The sequence below is a fragment of the Alteromonas sp. W364 genome, assembly GCF_031846205.1.
Lineage (GTDB): Bacteria > Pseudomonadota > Gammaproteobacteria > Enterobacterales > Alteromonadaceae > Glaciecola > Glaciecola blandensis.
Genome location: NZ_JAVRID010000008.1, coordinates 146,096 through 167,476, shown reverse-complemented (window position 1 = coordinate 167,476; position 21,381 = coordinate 146,096). Strand labels below are relative to the sequence as shown.

The 21,381-nt window shown below is 43.0% G+C and carries 15 protein-coding genes; 10 read left to right on the top strand and 5 right to left on the bottom strand.

The window, feature by feature from the left end:
* Positions 1–24: 24 nt before the first annotated feature.
* A complete protein-coding gene (nudC, locus tag RM556_RS13880) occupies positions 25–843 on the bottom strand; it encodes an NAD(+) diphosphatase (protein WP_311374887.1) in 819 nt (272 codons plus the stop codon).
* Positions 844–1,043: 200 nt separating this feature from the next.
* Here nudC and RM556_RS13875 point away from each other — a divergent pair, with 200 nt between their 5' ends.
* From RM556_RS13875 to yghU, 10 genes are all read left to right on the top strand, one after another.
* The gene (locus RM556_RS13875) at positions 1,044–1,487 is read left to right on the top strand and encodes a transcriptional repressor (protein ID WP_311362272.1); all 444 of its coding nucleotides are present in this window, start codon (positions 1,044–1,046) and stop codon (positions 1,485–1,487) included.
* Between the two features lie 25 nt (positions 1,488–1,512).
* Positions 1,513–1,977 carry a chemotaxis protein CheX gene (locus RM556_RS13870; protein WP_311362271.1) on the top strand — a complete coding sequence of 155 codons (465 nt, stop codon included), beginning with the start codon at positions 1,513–1,515 and terminating at the stop codon, positions 1,975–1,977.
* A gap of 144 nt (positions 1,978–2,121) precedes the next feature.
* Entirely contained in the window at positions 2,122–3,411 is a 1,290-nt protein-coding gene (locus tag RM556_RS13865) for an OmpA family protein (protein WP_311362270.1), read from the top strand.
* Positions 3,412–3,553: 142 nt separating this feature from the next.
* Positions 3,554–4,012: a hypothetical protein gene (locus RM556_RS13860; RefSeq protein ID WP_311362269.1), complete on the top strand. Its 459-nt coding sequence runs from the start codon at positions 3,554–3,556 to the stop codon at positions 4,010–4,012.
* 292 nt (positions 4,013–4,304) lie between these two features.
* Entirely contained in the window at positions 4,305–4,961 is a 657-nt protein-coding gene (locus RM556_RS13855) for a GntR family transcriptional regulator (protein WP_311362268.1), read from the top strand.
* Positions 4,962–5,033: 72 nt separating this feature from the next.
* On the top strand, positions 5,034–5,924 hold the full coding sequence (gene prpB, locus RM556_RS13850) for a methylisocitrate lyase (protein ID WP_311362267.1): 891 nt from the start codon (positions 5,034–5,036) through the stop codon (positions 5,922–5,924).
* Between the two features lie 85 nt (positions 5,925–6,009).
* On the top strand, positions 6,010–7,131 hold the full coding sequence (gene prpC / locus RM556_RS13845; RefSeq protein WP_311362266.1) for a 2-methylcitrate synthase: 1,122 nt from the start codon (positions 6,010–6,012) through the stop codon (positions 7,129–7,131).
* A gap of 9 nt (positions 7,132–7,140) precedes the next feature.
* Complete coding sequence (gene acnD / locus RM556_RS13840; protein WP_311362265.1) at positions 7,141–9,741, top strand: Fe/S-dependent 2-methylisocitrate dehydratase AcnD; 2,601 nt, start codon at positions 7,141–7,143, stop codon at positions 9,739–9,741.
* A 9-nt stretch (positions 9,742–9,750) separates the two neighbouring features.
* Entirely contained in the window at positions 9,751–10,941 is a 1,191-nt protein-coding gene (gene prpF, locus RM556_RS13835; RefSeq protein ID WP_311374886.1) for a 2-methylaconitate cis-trans isomerase PrpF, read from the top strand.
* Between the two features lie 82 nt (positions 10,942–11,023).
* Positions 11,024–11,902: a glutathione-dependent disulfide-bond oxidoreductase gene (yghU, locus tag RM556_RS13830; protein WP_311362263.1), complete on the top strand. Its 879-nt coding sequence runs from the start codon at positions 11,024–11,026 to the stop codon at positions 11,900–11,902.
* A gap of 45 nt (positions 11,903–11,947) precedes the next feature.
* Here yghU and RM556_RS13825 read toward each other — a convergent pair whose 3' ends face one another.
* The 4 genes from RM556_RS13825 to dnaB form a co-directional block, all read right to left on the bottom strand.
* Positions 11,948–13,732, bottom strand: coding sequence for an EAL domain-containing protein (locus RM556_RS13825; RefSeq protein WP_311362262.1), 1,785 nt, complete (start codon positions 13,730–13,732; stop codon positions 11,948–11,950).
* The gene (locus tag RM556_RS13820; protein WP_311374885.1) at positions 13,725–18,251 is read right to left on the bottom strand and encodes an ATP-binding protein; all 4,527 of its coding nucleotides are present in this window, start codon (positions 18,249–18,251) and stop codon (positions 13,725–13,727) included. Before RM556_RS13820 ends, RM556_RS13825 begins: the two co-directional genes overlap by 8 nt.
* Positions 18,252–18,547: 296 nt before the next feature.
* Positions 18,548–19,246, bottom strand: a complete 699-nt coding sequence (locus tag RM556_RS13815; RefSeq protein ID WP_311374884.1) for a hypothetical protein — start codon at positions 19,244–19,246, stop codon at positions 18,548–18,550.
* Between the two features lie 742 nt (positions 19,247–19,988).
* Positions 19,989–21,377 (bottom strand): replicative DNA helicase, encoded by a 1,389-nt coding sequence (dnaB, locus tag RM556_RS13810; protein ID WP_311362259.1) that lies wholly within the window; start codon positions 21,375–21,377, stop codon positions 19,989–19,991.
* Between the last annotated feature and the right edge of the window lie 4 nt (positions 21,378–21,381).

Sequence of the window (21,381 nt, the reverse complement as noted above, 5' to 3'; positions counted from 1 at the left end):
GCTGAATTTGGGATTACTCAGGCATTATATCTTATCTTGCGCCATTCTTTTTTGCGTTTCCTCAATTAAACGCCCAGCAATGGAAAATTTTGGTGGCACTACGGGTAGATTGTCGATGTCGAACCAATCTGCTTTATGTATTTCTTTGCCATCGACGACTATCTCACCCTCGTCATATTCCGCTAAGTAACCCACCATCAATGAATGAGGAAATGGCCATGGCTGACTATTGAAGTATTCTACATTTTTTACTTTAACACCAACCTCTTCAAAGACTTCACGATGCACAGCCTCTTCGAGTGTCTCGCCGCTTTCAACAAAGCCTGCAAGTGTAGAATAAAAACCAGCCTCTTTCTGCCGCGCTCCTTGCGCCAATAATATTTTGTTGCCGCTGCGTATCGCCACAATAATACAAGGAGATACTCGAGGGTAACAGCGATGATGGCAAGTATGACAATGCATTGCCATTTCCCATTGCACTCTATCCATTCTTGAACCACAACGGCCACAGAATTGGTGATTTCTTAAAAACACCGCATATTGCCAAGCTTGTGCGACATGTTGAAAATCTTCTCGGGGCATAGTGCTCACTATTTCCCGCAGACTAACGGAGCGTACATCAGGGTGTTCTAAAAGCTCCTTTTGCGCATCGACTAGGTGATGTTCCACTTTGTCAATCGCGCGGATACTAACGACTTGTTCCGTGTACTCAGCAAACACATCGATGGGTAAATCGGCGAGCAGGTTCACACCCAAACTCAGATCAGCTTGTGCTGGAACAAGTAATCGGTCATTAGAGAAAACGAAATAGCGTTTCGTGATATTGCGTAGAGTCTGTGTCATAAAAACCCATTGTTACTGTTAGTCTTGCGCAAACCCCATTAGATTGCTGGTAAGCGTCATGCTAGTAATTAATATACTGATAAAAACAACGAATGTATCGGCTTATTTTGGAGAAAAACCAATCTATAGTAGTTGTTCAAGATCACTCTAGTGTTATACTGATCCTATCATGCAAGAATGGCAGTGGAAGGAATAAAGCGTTGACGTTATCTGAGCAAAATCAAGCGATATTGGTTAAAGCAAAGTCCTTTTGCGACTTAAAAGGCGCAAGATTAACGCCCATACGTGAGCGTGTTTATCAGATTTTATTGGCGCAAGAAAGTGCTATCGGAGCCTATGACCTTCTGGATGAATTACGCAAGACGGACGATAATGCTAAACCCCCGACTGTGTACCGTGCACTCGATTTCTTTTTAGATCTAGGCTTAGTTCATAAAGTAGAATCTACCAATGCATTCATGGCTTGCCACCACTTTGGTTGCAGCCACCCTGTACAGTTTTTAATTTGTGATACTTGTGGGGATGTTCAAGAGATCCAATCCGCGGGTGTGAAAGAAACCTTAGAAGCGCAAGCAAAGCAAAATGCCTTCGTTATTGAAAGACAGACAATAGAAGCACATGGCGTGTGCCAAAAATGTCAGTAAATACCATCGAGCCCTTGTTTAAATAATGAAAGTCGAATTCGTCAATCCCTTTATTACATCTTTGAAAAATGTCGTTGGTACGATGGCGATGATTGAGCTCGAGGTCCAAAAACCAAAGCGCAAAAAGAATGAAGTGTCTTTCGGTGATGTGAGCGGAATAATTGGCATGGTTGGCCCCCAAGTGAAAGGCAGCATGGCAATAACCTTCGACAGAGACCTCGCCTTTAATATCATGAAGAATATGCTAGGTGACGCCGCCACAACAATCGATGAAGAAGTTCGCGATATGGTGGGTGAAATGACCAATATGATTTGTGGTGGGGCAAAAAACGCTCTTTCAGAACAAGGATATCAATTTGAGATGGCAGTGCCAGTCATTATCTCAGGTGCTAATCATTGCATTCAGCATAAGGTCGACGGTCCCAAAATTATCATTACTTTTGCGAGTGACCTTGGTAAAGCGTACCTAGAAATCTGCTTTGATCGCTAAAAGTGTCTCTCTTCGACAACAGTTTCACCCCTCTTGCGTTAAAAAACCGTCAAATACCTGACTTTTATTGGAATTTCCCTACAACATAAGCGATAATTGGGGCGTTAAAAACACGATTACTATTCGGATAAAAGGAAGTCAAAAATGAAACGTTCACTGCTTTTTTCAGCTATCGCTTTAGCTGTTGCATCTGCAAACATTCAAGCTCAAGAAGCGCCCGCTTATGAAAATTGGGTTGGGGGTTTTGCACAATACTATTCTCCAGATTCAGAGAAACCTGAACCACTAGGGTATTTAGATAATGGTCACACTTTCGGTGGAGAACTTGGTTTCCGTTTCGATCCGCAATGGGCTGTTCGTTTTGAACTATCCCGTATTTTCCTAGATATGCAAGGGCCTAACCGTCCAGGCAATGGCGATGACGGCACAATGCTAGGTGCTGACGCAATGTATTTCTTGGAAGATGACGTTGCCTATTTGTTCGGCGGTTTACGTGAGCAGTCAATCGAAGACAGCTACCGTATGCTTAGCTATGGTGTTGGTAAGCATTGGGAAGCGAGCGAAAACGTTCGTGTTATCACTGAATTAGCAGGCTATCGTGATTTTGGCCAAGCTTATAATGAATACAGCGTTAAACTCGGTTTAGCTTATATTTTCGGTCAAGCTGACTCGACACCTGTTCGTAAAGATTCAGATAATGATGGCGTTTATGATGCAGTTGACCGTTGCCCTACCACACCAGCAGGTGTGCAGGTTGACGCAACAGGTTGTAATGTCGATACCGACGGCGACGGTGTGCTTAATACTGCTGACCAGTGTCCAAACACACCTGCTGGCACAACAGTGACATCAAATGGCTGTGCATTAAAAGACGCAGACAAAGACGGTGTACTTGATGCAAATGATTCTTGCCCGAATACACCGGCTGGCACTGAAGTAAATGCTAAAGGTTGTGCTGTCGACTTAGATAAAGACGGCGACGGCGTACTAGATAGCAAAGACAAATGTCTAGATACACCAATGACTGATAAAGTAGATGCAGATGGTTGTAGTGTCTTGGTCGAAAAAGAAGTCTCAATCGCACTAGACGTGTTATTTGCGAATAACAGTAGTCAGATTGAAAACCCTGAATCAGCTAAGATCCTTGAATTTGTTGAATTCATGCAGCGTTACGGCAACACAAATGCTGTTGTTGAAGGTCACACATCTTCAGTAGGTCGTGCTGAGTACAATCAGTTCCTTTCTCAAAAGCGTGCTGACTCGGTTAGACAAATGCTTATTACCAAATATGGTATCGCTGCTGAACGTTTGACTGCGGTAGGTTACGGTGAAACTCAATTGAAAGACCCTGCAAATACGGCTGAAGCGCATCGCGTTAACCGTCGTATTGAAGTAAAAGTATCAGCTAAGGTTAAAACGAAAGCGACTCGCTAAGTAAGCAAGCTGAATAAAAAGGCGCTACTGTTTTGCAGTAGCGCCTTTTTTGCATCCAACTTATCTTGCGTAACACCCAGATCCTATGATAAACCATTAGTATGGCAACTCTGCTGTTGCCCTAATAGCATTAAGGAATACTATGACGATAGATAAGCAAACACTCGAATCAAGCAATGATGGCATGCGCTACTTCGCTAACCTAAAAGGTACGATGATTGAGGTGACTCACATCGCAGCGACCAAGGATACTACTGACGATATCCTCAAAAATATTGACGGAGAAATAGCGTATACCATTCACGATGGGACCTCAGGTGAAGTGATTGCAAACATTATGGGTGCGAAACGCACTGGAAATATTGCCTACAATGGCCACCACGTTAAAGATATGAATTCAACTGAGCTTGCCTATACCCCTTTGTACATCGAGACAGATGGCGGCTTATATCAAGTACAAACACTTGCCTTAAAATCGGAACAAGTGAATGACATTATGGCGCAGAATGAAGATTTAGCGCTTATAGACACCATTCAAGCTACCGAACAGACGCCTGAAGTTTTTGTGCTCGCCTCGACTCGACGCGGATACAAGCCCTAGCTGCAGCTAGTCAACAACCCCCCTGATAACCCTCTTACTTTTATTAGCCCAGCTGCGCTACATTAAGGGGGTTACTACCTTTATCTGCCTTCGTAAAAGCTCCCACACTGATTTTTATTAAGCCCTTGCCTAAGGTAATCACCTACGTATCTTGCTGCATGCTACGACGAAAGTGTTAAGTAAATACGGCCCATATTGTCGACAAAATGACACCTGCAACTTGACAAAATCAACAAATAACCCTACATTGTCGACAATTAATAAGAACTTGATAATTTTCACTAGGCTTTGAATGAACGCGTTTACTGAACAAGCTATCACTGGAGCAGACAAAACATTCTTCCAGCTAAGAAGTGCCATCGTTGAAGGTGAAATTGTTGCTGGCAGTAAGTTAAGTGAAATGGAATTGTCGACAAAATATGCCGTCAGTAGAGCGGTAATTAGAGAGGCAATTAATCGATTAGAAAGCTGTCACCTGGTAGAGCGTAAAGCTAATGTAGGTGCTCGAGTTGTGTCCTTAACACCTAACGGTTTAGTGCAACTATATCAAGTTAGAGAATCCTTAGAAGGCATGGCAGCCCGACTCGCCGCGAAGAATATGAGCGATGAAGAGATAGAAGATCTGAAAGGCTTATTGAATACGCACTTCCAAGAAGTGAAAGGTGGCGAGACTTACTATCAAGAAGCAGGTGATGTGGACTTCCATTACCGCATTATTGTTGGCAGCAAAAATGATCATCTTATTTCGCTGCTGATTAATGGTCTCTACCACCTCATTCGGATGTATCGCGTCCAACTTGGTATGGCTGGACCGCGCGTTAGCACAGCCTTCGACGAACATAAAAATATCGTACAAGCAATCAGTAACCGAGATGAAGAGCTCGCTGAAATGTTAATGCGAAGACATATACTTTATTCAAAACAAAATATTGAGGCACGATTGAGCTAAACATCTCAGCAATAAATTTGCTTTGAGACGCTCGCTTTCGTTACAGCAATCAACCAAAAACACGAGGTTAATATGACGACACACAACAGCCCAGGTAAAAAGTTTCGCTTAGCATTGGAAAACAATAAGCCTTTACAGATTTTAGGAACTATCAATGCTTACTCTGCAATGATGGCGAAGAAAATTGGCCATCAGGCTATCTATTTATCTGGTGGCGGCGTAGCAAACGCTTCTTATGGCCTTCCTGACTTAGGCATGACATCACTGAATGATGTATTGGTCGACGTAAATCGAATTACATCTGCCTGCGATCTTCCTCTCTTAGTCGATATCGATACCGGCTGGGGTGGCGCATTTAATATTGCCAAGACGATTCGCGATATGGAGAAAGCGGGGGCAGCGGCCGTTCATATGGAAGACCAAGTGGCTCAGAAGCGTTGTGGACATCGTCCAAACAAAGCCATTGTTAGCACAGAAGAAATGGTTGACCGTATCAAAGCTGCTGTAGACGCTCGTACCGATCCCGATTTCTTCATTATGGCTCGCACTGACTCTTTTGCTCAAGAGGGCTTAGACGCGGCAATTGAACGCGCAAAAGCATATGTTGCCGCAGGTGCCGATGGGATTTTCGCTGAAGCTGTGAAAACCGAAGAGCATTACCGTGCATTCGCCGACGCTCTTGATGTACCTATTTTGGCAAACATTACGGAGTTCGGCCAAACCGAACTTTGGAACAAGGAGCAGTTGGGTGAATGGGGAGCATCTATGGTGCTTTATCCATTGAGCGCTTTCAGAGCAATGAATAAAGCGGCTGAGTTGGTATACCGCTCTGTGTTAGAAAACGGTGACCAAAAAGCAGTGGTGGACACCATGCAAACACGCATGGATTTGTATGATTATTTGGGCTACCACGACTACGAACAAAAGCTAGATGCCCTGTTTGCTGAAAACAAAAACTTATAAAACAATATTCATAAATACAAATTTGATCTCTCGTGTTCATATCACATGAGAGCAATTAACCCATTTAAAGCGAGGAGAAACAACGATGGCTAAAGTACTCAGTGGCGCAGGATTGCGTGGTCAGGTAGCAGGTAAAACTGCACTATCAACTGTGGGTCAATCAGGTTCTGGTTTAACTTACCGAGGCTATGATGTTAAAGATTTAGCAAATAGCTGCCAATTTGAAGAAGTCGCATACTTAATTCTCAAAGGAAAGCTGCCAAACCAGACTGAATTAGATGAATATAAAGCACTCCTAAAAAGCATGAGAAACCTGCCAGAAGCGCTGAAAGAAGTACTTGAGAGAATTCCTGCAAACGCCCACCCGATGGACGTGCTAAGAACCGGTTGTTCTATGCTCGGAAACTTGGAGATGGAAGAAGACTTTTCTCAGCAAGATCATGCAACAGACCGTATGTTGGCCTGTTTCCCAAGTATTATTTGTTACTGGTATCGCTACTCGCATGATGGCGTGCGTATCGATGTTGAAACCGATGATGATTCAATTGGTGCACACTTCTTACACATGCTTCACGGCGAAAAACCGAATGAACTGCATGAGCAAGTAATGCATGTATCGTTAATTCTTTATGCTGAGCATGAGTTCAATGCCTCAACGTTCACAGCGCGCGTGTGTGCTTCTACATTATCTGATATGCATTCGTGTATTACTGGTGCAATCGGTTCACTTCGCGGTCCACTGCATGGCGGTGCAAACGAAGCAGCAATGGAGATGATTGAAGGCTTTACCTCAGCTGACCATGCTGAAAAAGAAATGATGGGTAAGCTAGAGCGCAAAGAAAAAATCATGGGCTTTGGTCATGCTATTTACTCAGAATCTGACCCGCGAAATGAAATCATTAAAACGTGGTCAGAAAAATTAGCAAACGACGTTGGAGACACGGTGTTATATCCGGTTTCTGTCCGCTGTGAAGAAGTCATGAAGCGAGAGAAAGGATTATTCTGTAACGCTGACTTTTTCCACGCGTCTGCATACAACTTTATGAACATTCCAACTAAATTGTTCACCCCCATTTTCGTGATGTCACGCTTAACAGGTTGGGCAGCACACGTCATGGAACAACGCGCTGATAACCGTATTATTCGTCCTTCTGCGGATTACACAGGTGAAGAGCTTCGCTCAGTTCCAGATATTACTGAACGCTAAGAGGAAATCATGAACTACGAACATAGAAAACCCCTACCGGGCTCCGATCTCGATTTCTACGATACTCGAGAAGCGGTAAACAACATCAAAGCAGGCGCCTATGAAAAGTTGCCTTTTACTTCACGTGTACTCGCTGAAAACCTTGTGCGACGATGCGAGCCAAGTGAATTAAACGCTTGTTTATCACAGATTATTGAACGCAAACGCGATCTCGATTTCCCGTGGTTTCCTGCGCGCGTAGTTTGTCATGATATTCTGGGTCAAACTGCGTTAGTTGACTTAGCAGGTTTACGAGATGCAATCGCTGCCAAGGGTGGCGACCCAGCGAAAGTAAACCCTGTGGTTCCCACTCAGTTGGTCGTTGATCATTCTTTGGCCGTTGAGCATGGCGGTGACGATAAAGATGCTTTTGCCAAAAATAGAGCCATAGAAGATCGACGCAATGAAGACCGATTCCACTTTATTAATTGGACAAAAACGGCGTTCGAAAATGTCGATGTTATCCCGCAAGGTAACGGCATACTGCATCAGATTAATTTAGAACGCATGTCACCAGTAATACAAGCTCGCGATGGTGTCGCTTTTCCAGACACCTTAGTAGGAACGGACAGCCATACCCCGATGGTGGATGCATTAGGTGTTATCGCGGTTGGTGTTGGTGGCTTAGAAGCTGAGAGTGTTATGTTGGGCAGAGCATCTTATATGCGTTTGCCGGATATTATCGGCGTAGAACTCACAGGTAAACCTCAGCCAGGCATTACTGCTACCGATATTGTACTCGCATTAACTGAATTTTTACGTGCACAGAAAGTAGTTTCATCTTACTTGGAGTTTTATGGTGCTGGCACCAAACATCTCACACTAGGTGATCGCGCGACAATTTCTAACATGACACCAGAGTATGGTGCCACAGCAGCTATGTTTTATATTGATGAACAAACCATCGACTATTTAACCCTGACTGGGCGAGAAGATGAACAAGTCAAATTGGTTGAGCACTACGCTAAACACACTGGCTTGTGGGCAGATGACTTAGAAACGGCCGAATATGAACGAACCTTGTCCTTTGATTTATCATCGGTAGGCCGCAACATTGCAGGCCCTTCTAATCCACATAGTCGAGTTTCGACAGCCGATCTTGCTATGAAAGGGATTAGCGGTGTGGTTGAAAACGAAGAAGGTTTGATGCCAGATGGTGCCGTCATTATTGCCGCCATCACGAGCTGCACCAATACTAGTAATCCAAGAAATATGATCGCCGCAGGTTTAATCGCTCGCAATGCGAATAAACTCGGTTTGCTTAGAAAGCCATGGGTGAAAAGCTCCCTCGCACCAGGTTCAAAAGCCGTACAACTCTATCTTGAAGAAGCAGGTTTGCTGCCCGAACTAGAAAACCTTGGTTTTGGTGTTGTCGCCTTTGCTTGTACTTCGTGTAACGGGATGAGCGGTGCCTTAGACCCGAAAATAGCGCAAGAAATCATAGATCGTGATTTGTATTCAACTGCTGTTTTGTCTGGTAACCGAAACTTTGATGGCCGGATCCATCCGCATGCTGATCAAGCATTCTTAGCCAGCCCGCCTTTGGTTGTCGCATATGCTATTGCAGGCACAATTCGCTTTGATATTGAGAAAGACGTATTAGGTCAAGATCAAAATGGTAAGGATATTCGCTTAAAGGATATCTGGCCAAGCGATGAAGAAATCGATGCCGTCATTAAAACCAGTGTGAAGCCTGAGCAATTCCGCAAAGTATATCAGCCGATGTTTGACTTAAGTGTGGATTACGGTGAAGGCGGTAAGCCGAAAACACCCCCCTTATATGATTGGCGCCCACAGAGCACCTATATTCGTCGCCCACCCTATTGGGAAGGCGCTTTGGCCGGTGAGCGCAGCATGAAGAAAATGAAAGCCTTAGCTGTGTTGCCTGACAACATTACTACTGACCATTTGTCACCTTCTAATGCTATTCAAATGAATAGCGCTGCTGGTGAATATTTACATAAAATGGGTCTACCGGAAGAGGACTTTAATTCTTACGCGACGCACCGAGGGGATCACCTCACCGCACAACGCGCTACATTTGCTAATCCTCGTTTGAAAAATGAAATGGCTATTGTTGATGGTGAGATGAAAGAAGGTTCACTAGCTCGACTTGAACCGGAAGGTAAAGTTGTCCGCATGTGGGAAGCCATTGAAACCTATATGGAACGTAAACAACCTTTGATCATTATTGCTGGAGCTGATTACGGTCAAGGCTCCTCGCGTGACTGGGCTGCTAAAGGCGTACGTTTAGCTGGCGTGCAAGTGATTGCTGCGGAAGGTTTCGAACGAATTCACAGAACCAACCTCATCGGAATGGGTGTGTTGCCACTAGAATTTGAACCCGGTACGACGCGTCATACCTTGAGTATCGACGGTACTGAAGACTTCGATGTAGAGGGCGAGCGCACAGCGGGTGCAAAATTAACCTTAATCATCACGCGCAAGAATGGCGAGGTGGTGAGTGTACCCATGAAGTGCCGTTTGGATACCGGTGAAGAAGTATCTATCTATGAAGCCGGCGGAGTGCTGCAGCGTTTCGCACAAGACTTCTTAGAAGCAACAGCATAGGAGTCACAAATGACTTTTAAAGCACAAACCAAAGTCCCTGCCACGTATATGCGTGGCGGCACTAGCAAAGGTGTTTTCTTTGCAGTGTCGGACTTGCCGAAAGAAGCACAAACTGCTGGTGAGTACCGCGATAAGCTATTGCTGCGTGTCATCGGCAGTCCCGATCCTTATGGGAAGCATACTGACGGCATGGGCGGAGCAACGTCGAGTACCAGTAAAACGGTGTTGTTAAGCAAAAGCGAGCAGGCCGACCACGATGTCGACTATTTGTTTGGGCAAGTGAGTATCGATAAGCCTTTCATTGATTGGTCTGGTAACTGTGGCAACTTGACTGCAGCGGTGGGTTCATTTGCTATCAGTAATGGCCTTGTTGATGCCTCACAAGTACCTGAAAATGGGATCGCGGTAGTGCGTATCTGGCAGGCAAACATCAAAAAAACGATTATTGCTAACGTACCAATCACCAATGGTGAAGTACAAGAGACAGGTGATTTTGAATTAGATGGCGTCACCTTCCCTGCCGCAGAAGTAAAAATAGAGTTTGTCGATCCAGCCGACGGTGAAGGTGCCCTGCTCCCCAGTGGAAAGTTAGTGGAATCTTTACATGTGCCTGAGATTGGTGACTTTACAGTCACTATGATCAATGCTGGGATCCCAACAATCTTCCTAAATGCTGATGAGCTTGGTTATACCGGAACAGAACTTCAAGATGCTATCAACAGCGATGCTGAAGCACTTTTAAAGTTCGAAACTATCCGAGCGTATGGTGCAAAACAAATGGGCTTGATTAGTGATGTAGCAGAAGCTTTGACGCGCCAGCACACGCCAAAAATAGCGTTTGTATCTCCTGCTCAGGACTATGTTTCATCGAGTGGAAAAGCGATTCGTAAAGAAGATATTGACCTGAATGTCAGAGCCTTATCAATGGGTAAACTGCACCATGCCATGATGGGAACTGCAGCCGTTGCCATTGGCACTGCCGCCGCTATCCCTGGCACTTTAATCAACCTTGCTGCAGGGAATGGTGTTGCCAATAGTCACTTAGAGGCTGTGACCTTTGGCCACCCTTCAGGAACCTTGAAAGTAGGCGCTAAGGCACTCCAAAATAGTGCTCAGGAAAGCGACTGGTCAGTGGATCGCGTTAGTATGAGCCGCAGCGCTCGGGTGTTGATGGAAGGAAATGTAAGAGTGCCAATTTAGATACATTTTACACTTGCTGAAAGAAGTCATGCACTTTATTGTTCCTATTACGTATCTAGTGAAAATACTTTAGGAAATGATGATGGCTGACCCAACTTATACACCACCCAAAATTTGGACATGGGATTCAGAAAGTGGCGGTAAATTTGCGAATATTAATCGCCCTATCGCGGGTGCAACCTCAGAAAAAGCCTTACCTGTAGGAAAGCACCCATTACAACTATACTCCCTAGCGACACCAAACGGTGTAAAAGTGACTATGATGCTAGAAGAGTTGCTCGCCAAAGGTAAACAAGGTGCTGAGTATGATGCGTACCTAGTTAATATAATGGAAGGTGACCAGTTCACCAGTGGCTTTGTATCCGCAAATCCTAATTCGAAAATCCCCGCACTTGTCGATCACAGCACGGAAACTCCTACTCGCGTATTTGAATCGGGTTCTATATTGCTTTACCTTGCTGATAAATTTGATGCCTTCTTGTCGAGAGACCCAGTACAACGCGCCGAAACCATGTCATGGCTATTCTGGCAGATGGGTAGCACACCAATGTTAGGCGGTGGTTTCGGACACTTTTATGCATATGCTCCTGAAAAATATCAGTACCCCATTGACCGTTACGCAATGGAAGTGAAAAGACAACTTGATGTATTAGATCGCCAATTAGCAGATAACGAGTTTATTAGCGGTAGTGAATACACTATTGCAGATATGGCAATTTGGCCCTGGTATGGTGGCCTGGCACTAGGTAAATTATATGAAGCAGGTGAGTTTTTGCAGGTTGGAGAGTATAAAAATGTGCAAAGGTGGACTAAGCAGATTGATGCTAGAGCACCGGTTAAACGCGCAAAAATGGTCAATCGAACTTGGGGGGATCCTTCAGGTCAGTTACATGAAAGACATGATGCCAGCGATTTTGATACTAACACTCAAGACAAAAAAGAAGACGCCTCGCAATCATAATGAGCCGTCTTCTCTACTCTTTTTTACAGCTTTCTGTCAATTGGTTTACCCTAGCTCAAACAAGCTTGGGTCCAAGGCTTTTTTCATCAACTGACTCAAGTCATCAGCCGGAATCGCCTTACTAAAATAGAAGCCTTGAATGATGTCACAGGAGAAGTCATTCAGGGTTTTTAATTGTCCCAAGGTTTCAACACCCTCAGCAATAATTTCTAAATTTAAGGTTTTAGCCAATGCGATAATAGCCTCTACTATTGCGGCATCATCAGGGTCTTGAGCAATGTTTATCACAAATGAGCGATCGATTTTTAGGGTATTTATTGGGAATTTTTTCAAGTAACTAAGTGAGGAATACCCTGTACCAAAATCATCGATGGAAATACTCACACCCATGTCACGTATTTGGTTTAAGCGCTTAACGTTATGCTCGACATCGGCCATTACAGCACTTTCGGTTAATTCAACTTCTAAGAGCTTGGGCGATAAGTTGGCATCTTCACACGCGCGCTTTATCATGCTTACCAATGTTGCCCGCTGAAATTGTAAACTCGATAAGTTCACCGACACTCGGAAATTTTCAAGTCCTTCATCTGACCATCTTTTAGCTTGTCTGCACGCTTCACGGGTGACCCACTCACCAATGTCATTAATCAGACCGGCGCTCTCGGCAACAGGAATAAAGTCACTTGGACCAACGGGACCAAGCTCAGGACTATTCCAGCGTAATAATGCTTCCGCTGAAATGAATTTTTTGGTCTTTAAGCACACCTGAGGCTGATAATGAATTTCAAACTCGTTATTTTGCAGTGCATTACGCAAACAACCTTCGATTCTGAGCGATTTCATGGCCCCCTGATTAAGGGACTCAGAATAAAAGTGATAACAACTGCGGCCTTTGCTTTTAGCATGATACATCGCAATGTCAGCATTCTTTTTCAGCTCGGTCACCGACATGCCATCACGCGGGAATACAGCAATCCCAATACTTGGCGTTAAAGCAACTTCATACTCATCGATAGAAATCATTTCTGACACACACGCTACCAAGGCATTTGCGATTTGATGCATTGCTTCGTCTGAATTTACATCGCTTAATTGCACCATAAATTCATCCCCGCCGAGTCGAGACACTTCAACATGGGTCGTTTTTAAGGCGTCTTCAAGGGACTTATCGTTGTTTAAGCAATTACCAATTCGGTGCGCTATATGCTTTAATAGCTTGTCTCCAAAGTCATGACCTAAGGTGTCATTTATACGCTTGAAATTATCTAAGTCGATATACATGATGCAGAGGTTTTGCCCATGAATTTCCGCGTCTGTAATGGATAAATTTAAGGTGTCATCGAAGTTCTGACGGTTTGGCAAACCGGTTAAGCCATCGAAGTAAGCAAGTTGTCGCATTTTCTTTTCACTAGCACGTAAGCTCTGGAACGTTTCACTGCCTTTTAACATGTAGCGTACTCGATGAACCACCATTGGCCAACGAATCGGCTTCGGCAGAAAATCGGTCGCGCCGTGTTCATATGCAGCTTCAATCGACTTGATATCATCGGCGCCTGTTACCATCAAAATAGGCACATCTTTTCCGAAAGGATAGTGTCGTATTTCTTTGCAAACTTCAAAGCCACTCAGCTTGGGCATGTGCACGTCTAAGAGGACAATACTTGGCTTGTGTTTTAAAAACAATTGCAGAGCTTGAGCTCCATCGGTAGCGGTAACTACGCGCAGATCATCACTACTTAAGGTTTCTTCCATTAACATTAAGTAAGTTGGGTCATCGTCACAAACTAATACCGTTGCTTCCATACTGCGACTCTGCGTTACTTCAGTCATACATCTTCTCAATTAGCGCTTCTAAGCTTCTTAGTGAATTGTCATAAACGACTTCTAGCTCGTTTAATGCATCTATATCGTCAATAACTTGATTTGATTTAGCCGCTATCTCTATGGACAATAGCAACTCTGTAAAGGCCATTGTACCAACGTTACCTGATAGGGACTTCATAGCATGGGCAAGTTCCATCGCGCTGCTTCTATCATTTTCTTTACAGGCATCTAATAACGCTGGCATTTGTTCTTTCATAACTGTTCTAAAAGAGTCGGCGACTTTCAAATAGAGTTTTTTACCCGTTCTTGCTTCAATTTCTTGAATAGCGGCGACGGCCTTGGCATCAATCCATCGGTCGACTTCTAAGGTCTTGTTTGCGGCCGCGGGCACGTTCATATCGACCGGGTTTATCCTGATCTGCTTCTCAGGAATGTGTATTGCCATCATGTCGAATAATTGCGATGCCGCAAAAGGCTTCAGCATAAAATCCGTCATACCTATTTCTAGGCACAAACCTTTTTCTTCTTCAAAAATGCCTGCTGTTAAAGCAACAATAGGTACAGGGCCATCTTGTGAGCTCGACTTTTCATTCTCACGGATAATACAGGTGGCGGTAAGTCCATCCATAACCGGCATATGCAAGTCCATAAAAACAAGGTCATATCTTCGTTTCTGAGTCATATCAACGGCAATCTGCCCATTTCCCGCAACGTCCACTTCGCAACCGAACATCTCTAACATTGTCACAGCGACATCTTGGTTCGCAATCACATCTTCCACGAGCAAGATGCTGGCACTAAAGCGTGAATTATCCTCTGTTAACGCACTCTCTTCATCGTCGAATGCGTCTTCATTACCGCCCTCAGACAAGCCATTTGCATATAGAATTTCTTCTCTTACATGATCAAGTCTTGCCGGCTTTTCTATCCTGCGCAACTTAAACTCATTCACTGCTTCTGCTTTTTCTGTTGTGCGCAATAAGACGCAATAGTCGGTGTTATCTAGTGTGGTCGAGATAAATGCACGATTGCTCAAAAAGTCACTATGATCTATAAACACCAAGGATTGATAAATAGGCTCAATACTATTGCGAAGTTCTTCTATGCTAATGACCGAGAGTTCGACACCCAGTCGCAAACAAATACTTCTCATCATTTCACGAACGACATGATTCTCAGCTATAACAAAAAGAGGCTTAGTAATAATTTGTTCGTTGTTGACGGCTTCAATTGTACTCCGTTTATTGAGTTCAATCGGCAAATAAACATAGAAACTAGTGCCTTTCCCAACTGTCGATTCAACGCTAATTTTCGCACCCATCTGATCGATGATTTTTCGCGTAATTGAAAGCCCAAGACCCGTGCCACCAAAGTTACGTGTAGTTGTTGAATCAGCTTGTTGGAACTCTTTAAATATTTTATCAAAGTGTTCTTTTTCGATGCCGATCCCAGTATCTGTCACAGTAATTTTAATTTCGCCGTTTTCTACACAAGCACGAACAATAATACTGCCCTTAGACGTAAATTTAATCGCGTTACTTAGTAGGTTAGAGAGAACTTGTCTAATTCGGTGAGCATCGCCCATGATATTTCTGGGGCAATCGGGAGAGATTTCATAAGCCAGTTCTAGTTCCTTTTCAGAGGCACGAACTGAAAATAAGAAAAGTAGCTCTTCTACTAAGGAGTGAAAATCAAACTCATGATGTTCAAGTTCAATCTTATCCGCCTCAATTTTTGAGAGATCGAGAATATCATTTATTAGCTGCAGTAAACTTTCGCCCGCTCGGCTGACGGCCGTAGCATAGCGCTTCTGGTTGTCGCTTAACTTAGACGTCAGCAGTAACTCACTCATACCAATAATACTATTCATGGGAGTGCGAATTTCATGGCTCATAATGGCTAAGAAGTTGGATTTAGCTTGAGCGGCTTTCAAAGCGAGTTCTTTTGCACTATTTGTTTCTTCGATGGCAAATGCGAGTTGTTCATTCGCGTTCTCAAGCTCTTTAGTCCTAACCTTCACTTCTCTTTCAAGATCTAGACGTCGTGCTATTTGTTGGAGTTTCTTGCGTTGAGAATTAGTAAATAAACGGTAAGAGATAAACACTAACAACCAAAAATAGACCAAATATGCGAGTGTCGAACGGTAAAATGGAGGATTAACGAGCACGGGGACTTCAAGGATATCGTCAGACCAAATGCCATCATTATTGCTTCCTCTCACTTCGTAGACGTAAGAGCCGTCAGTTAGATTAGAGAAGTTAACCTTGTTAGAGTTATCTAAATCTATCCAATCGCTACTCGTTCCCTTCAAGCGATATTGGTAGAGATTGTTTTCCGGCTTAGTAAAATCTAAAGCAGCAAAACTAAAATCGAAAAATGTTTCGTTATGATCCAGTTCAATACTGCCTTCACTGTTGAATACTCGATGTATTGGAATGGACTCGTTAAATAAATTAAATTGAGTCAAAGCCATTCTAGGCTTGTAATTATTTATTGGAATGGTGTCGCCAAGAAAGGTGTTAAAGCCATTGTTTCCGCCGAAAAATAGTCGGCCAGAGTCGCTTTTATAGAAGGCTGTATTATTAAAATCTTTCCCTTGCAAACCATGATTGATAGTGAAGTTTAAGATTTTATCTTCTGCATAATCGATAACGCTAAGACCCTTATCAGAGCTCAACCAAATATAACCCTTATCATCGCTCAGCACGCCGTAAGTCAGGTTTGTAGACAAACCTTGTTTTTGCCCGATATATCGCGCTGTAAACTCTCGGCTTTCTACTTCTTTTTTGTCGATTCTACCGACACCCAGGTTGTTGGTAGTAAACCAAATGGCATCATCTGTACTCAGGACACTTAAAATATTATTGCTTTCCAAAGGAATGCGCATGAATTCTTTCGTGTCTAAGTCTAAGCAGTTTAAACCTCCTCCAAGCGTCGCAATCCAGAGCGTGTTGTTGTCGCCATGAGCAAGGTGAGTAATTTGGTCGTTTGACAAAGAGCTTGGATCATTTGGATCATGAAGATACCTCACAATATCGCCAGCATTGGTGAGTATGTTCAAACCGCCGCCATAAGTACCTACTGCCAAGTTACCATTACCCATTTCCAAGATACTGCTAATTGTGTCTGAACTTAGAGTAGCGGAGTCATTGGGATCATTTGCAAAAACGCTGAACTTATCGCTATCCTTCTTTCGCAGATGTAGGCCGCTCATAAAAGTACCGACCCACAAATTTTCCTGAGAGTCGACCAATACTGTGGTTATCCTGCCATCTTGAAGGGCACCTTCTACACCAGGCATAGCGGCGATGTTAGTGACCTCAGATGTTGTAACATCAATAACATCCACACCGTCGCCATAAGTACCGACATACAAATTACCGCTTTTGTCTTCGGCGAACGACATGATGAGATCACTGGTGATTGACTCACCGATAGAAGTCTTACTATTAACGAGTTGGAATTTGCTAATCGCTCGATTCCATTTATTAATGCCTTCTCGAGTACCAATCCATAGAACGCCACCTTCATCTTGGAATAAATTAAGTACCCTGTCGTCTAATAAACTAGATGCGCGAGTGTCTTTGTGGGTGTGCTGTATAAATCTATCTTTCGCTTCATTCCATACACATAACCCCTTATCAGTGGCAACGAAAATCTCTCCCTGATCATCTTGGAAAATGTCAGCTACGGAGTTAGAACACAAACTGTTAGTATCTTGATCATTTCTAATAAAGTGTTGAACAACGCCAATTTCGCTATCAAAAATAAATAAGCCAGAATTCTCAGAGCCCAGCCAAGTGCGAGATTGAGTGTCGACCATAATTGCAGTGACTTGATCTGTTTGCAAAGCGATTGGGGTGCTTGGATTAAATGTTTGGAAAGAAGTGGCTCCCTTGGCCAAATAAGACAAACCACCTTGATTTGTGCCAACCCAGACGTTGTCAGACTTATCGACGACGATATCCAAAATGTCTTTAGCGCCCAATCCATCTCTTGTGTCAATCATATCGATAAATTGGGATTGCTTAATATCAAAAACCGCAATGCCGTTGTCTGTGCCAAACCATAGTTGGTTATCACTGATCTGTGCAGCTATTCTGAATTTTGGTGGCTGACTAAATTGATACTTTTCTGGTAAGTCAAAGTTGTAGAAGCTATCAACCTCTGGCAAATATAAGCTAACGCCAGATAAACTTACAATCCATAAACGGCCTTCGCTGTCAGATAGAATATCTTCTACAAAGAAGTCCGGAAGAGAGTTCGGATCATCTCTATCGGGAAGGTAAGATACGACTTTTTTACCGTCATATCTGTTCAGTCCCTTTTGAGTAGCTATCCAAATAAAGCCTTGATCGTCCTGTTCAATGTCGTTAATGACCGGACCAGAAAGCTCATGTCTTTGGTCTAAGGTCGTAAATGACATGTCATGATTCAAACGGTCGTAAAAATGATCGTCAGCAGTCGCGATAGAGGGAAAACCGACTAAAGCGAAAACTGAAGAAACGAAGAGAGTTCGTTTCATTAAGCGACTAATTTTACTCACAAACATGGTGTTAAGTTTTACTCTCTAAAAAGGTTAAATCGAGTCTAATCCATTTATACAAGCCTTACCAAAGATATGTTTTCGATATACTTAAACAAAAAAGCCCCTGCATAGTAGCAGAGGCCTATTAATGGTATAAACACTTGTTTATTATATGTTTTATTTGGTAACTAGCAGATAGTATGAAACTATTCTGTTTTGTTACTTAAGTATTCATTTGTATAACAATGGTGAAAAACTCAACGTTTTTAACACTAAATCAATCACCAACTGACTTATGCAGTTTGATCTTGTGTAACCGGACGCCAGATAATACCCGCAGTCATGTCTTCTGCCGCTGGACGCCAGATGATACCTGCAGTTTGCTCTTCTGCCGCTGGACGCCAGATAATACCCGCAGTTTGCTCTTCTGCCGCTGGACGCCAGATAATACCTGCAGTTTGCTCTTCTGCCGCTGGACGCCAGATAATACCCGCAGTCATGTCTTCTGCCGCTGGACGCCAGATAATACCTGCAGTTTGCTCTTCTGCCGCTGGACGCCAGATAATACCTGCAGTTTGCTCTTCTGCCGCTGGACGCCAGATGATACCTGCAGTTTGCTCTTCTGCCGCTGGACGCCAGATGATACCTGCAGTTTGCTCTTCTGCCGCTGGACGCCAGATGATACCTGCAGTTTCGCCTTCATTGGCGAAGCGGATCATACCATTTTTAGAAGAGATGCTCTCTACTTGCTCTGGCGTTAAACGAGCTGAAACAGCTTGGATTAACTTGAACTCATGAATTACTTCACCTTGCTCAGCTTGAATTGCTGAAATAAGGGCAGAGTTGCTCGCGCCTTGCAAAATGTATTTATCGCTGTTTGAGAAATCGACTGCGTTTGAAACGAAAGCAGTGACTGCAAGTGCAGCTGCTAAAACCGCACTAGTTGCTTTTTTGGTGTTCTTTAATTTGAATTTTTTTAATAATTTGCTCATTACTTACTTCCAATGTTAATTCTAGATTGAATGTGTGAGCGGGATAAATCTTTAAATGATACAAACTACCAAATCACTGCATCATCAAACTATCAGACTCGAGATTTAGTATGCGTCAAAATTTTGGCGTGTAAACACAAAAAAATAGAAAAAAGCCAATCCCAAAGGTCAGGTATGAGGAGATCTCTCTTGCAGCCCTTTAAAATTAATATACCTAATGATGAAAAATTATACCTAAAAAAATATTGATTATTTTTTGACTGGTTGTTTTATGAGCTATGTTGGCTTAATTTTTAATCTATTTCGGGTTTAGTATGTTAAAAAACACCATATTTCGATCACTTTAGATTTAAATAATTTACATATAGAAGTGCGTGCTTTTCAGGGCTTATTGAACATTATGAGTTAATCCAGTCCATCTGGGATAAAAACAAACAAAAAATAATACAAGATGCTGTTTTTATTGAAATTAACTGCATTCATAAATCTAGGGAATATATTACGATTTGTGATAAGAATAGTTCAATATGCACTATATATTTGACTATTGGCAAAATTTAATAAGTGAATAGATATGCAAAAAGCACTTAATAAATGGCGGAATTATGCATTTTCTACGTTTTGCAAGAAACATCTTGTGGATTTATTCAAAAAGTTGAAGGATTAACTGAATATTAGTGAGTTTTATGGGACTTCGAAGACAAGGTAGTTAGCAAATAACAGACTTATGACTACTCTGATCCTAATATTCGTCATCAAATGCTGGACCAGCATAATTGTCAAAACGAGAAAACTGACCTTGGAACGTTAACCGGCTGGTACCGATAGGACCGTTTCTCTGTTTCCCGATGATGATTTCAGCGATACCTTTTAATTCAGATGCTTCGTTATACACTTCGTCCCTATAAATAAACATGATCAAATCGGCATCTTGCTCAATAGAACCAGATTCACGCAAATCCGAGTTAATTGGTCGTTTGTCAGCTCGTTGCTCCAAACCACGGTTAAGCTGCGATAGCGCAACGACTGGAACCTCAAGTTCTTTAGCAAGGGCTTTCAATGAGCGTGATATTTCAGCAATCTCAAGTGTTCGGTTATCGCTAAGTGAAGGCACACGCATCAACTGAAGATAATCCACCATTATGAGTGAAATCCCACCTTTATCACGGGCTATTTTTCTCGCTCTTGTTCTCAACTCCATTGGTGTCAGACCAGAGGAATCATCGATATATAGGTTATCTTTTTCTTTCAGCGTTTTGATTGTTCCGGACATTCGAGCCCACTCTTCGTCATCTAACTGAGCAGTACGAATATGTGTCTGGTTCACGCGTGAAAGTGAAGCCAGCATCCTCATCATGATTTGTTCAGCAGGCATTTCCAAACTGAAGACCAACACAGGCTTATCTTGCAACATCATTGCGTTTTCACATAGGTTCATTGCAAAAGTCGTTTTACCCATTGAAGGTCGAGCAGCCACTATAATGAGGTCTGAACGTTGCAAACCACTGGTTTTCTGATCTAGGTCGGAATAGCCAGTTGAAACTCCGGTTATCTCTTGTCCTTGCTTCACTAGCTCGTCCAAACGGTTAACCGTTTTGGTTAATACCGCTGTAACATCTTTTGGACCTTCGTTTTCACCAGTGCGTTTCTCAGCAATTTCAAACACTTTTGTTTCGGCTAAATCTAGAATATCTGCGCTATCTCGACCTTCAGGATTATATCCCACGTCTGCAATATCATGTGCAACCCCGATTAGCTCGCGAACAACAGCTCGCTCTCTTATCACGTTGGCATATGCACTCACGTTTGCAGCACTTGGCGTGTTTTTGGCGAGTTCAATGAGATAAGCAAATCCACCGGCTTCATCCAACATACCATTCTGTGACAAGGTGTCCTTCACAGTAACGGTATCTACCGATTGGTTGTTATTCAGTAGCTTAATGATCGCATTGAAGATAATACGATGTGAGCGATTGTAAAAATCGTCCTCAACCACTATTTCAGCAACTTTATCCCAAGAATCAGGCGCAATCATCATACTACCCAGCACTGATTGTTCCGCTTCAATAGAATGAGGCGGTATTTTCAGCTGTTCGACGTCGCTCTTTTTTTTGTCTTCTTGGAATTTCAAACTG